Source organism: Campylobacter sp. BCW_6873, assembly GCF_001762365.1.
Classification (GTDB): Bacteria; Campylobacterota; Campylobacteria; order Campylobacterales; family Campylobacteraceae; genus Campylobacter_D; species Campylobacter_D jejuni.
Map to the genome: position 1 here is coordinate 2,381 of NZ_MJWS01000106.1, position 737 is coordinate 3,117.

At 24.0% G+C, this 737-nt stretch carries 1 protein-coding gene; it reads right to left on the reverse strand.

Features of this window, described 5'->3' with window-relative positions; all coding sequences use genetic code 11:
• Window positions 1–86 precede the first annotated feature (86 nt).
• A complete protein-coding gene (locus AJ932_RS09180; RefSeq protein WP_070278792.1) occupies window positions 87–596 on the reverse strand; it encodes a methyltransferase in 510 nt (169 codons plus the stop codon).
• Between the last annotated feature and the right edge of the window lie 141 nt (window positions 597–737).

Consider the following 737-nt stretch of genomic DNA (forward strand, 5'->3'; position numbering starts at 1 on the left):
TTTAAAGATAAAATATAAAATAATAGAAAATATAAAAACAAAAAAGAAAAATATAAGAATAAATATTAAAAGATTAACAAAGAATTCTAGCATTTATTAACTCCTCTTAATTTTCTCTGTTTTTTCATAAGACAATTTGTAGTGTTGGGCTGATGTTTTAAAAGTTTAAATCTATTTATAAAATCAATGATTCTTTTACTAAGTGTATCATTTAATCCTACCCTACTAATATCATTATCCAATGTTATTTCTTTACTAACAAAACAAGTATTTATAAGAGAAATACAATATTTAGGTTCTATTTTAACTATTTTATTTTGTTCAAAACGAGCTTGTATAGCACAAGCATAAGCTGTGTTTGTATTTTTAGGTTTTACAATATCTTCCCCTTTACTATTTTTCATAACAATATCTTGCTTTAATTTATCACCAAAAGTAAGTTTATCTGCTTTATAAATATTATTCTTTTCATCTTGCTCTATATTTTCCCAAACATATTGCAACATAGCATAACTAGCATCTGCTATATTAGCATAGTCTAGAAATTTAGTGATTAAGTCTAATTTAGCTTCTTGTGTTTTAATGTTTTTGCTCATTTGTTATTCCAAAGTTTCAACTTGCCAGTCATCTTTCTTAAATTTTTTATCAATATTCTTACAACTTAATACTTCCATATATCTAAAATATAATCCAGCACCCTCATCACCTCCCAAAAATATACCATAATCATTATAAAT

Coding starts and splice junctions, on each gene's coding strand:
- AJ932_RS09180 (WP_070278792.1), bottom strand. CDS start 596: ATGAGCAAAAACATTAAAACACAAGAAGCTAAATTAGACTTAATCACT.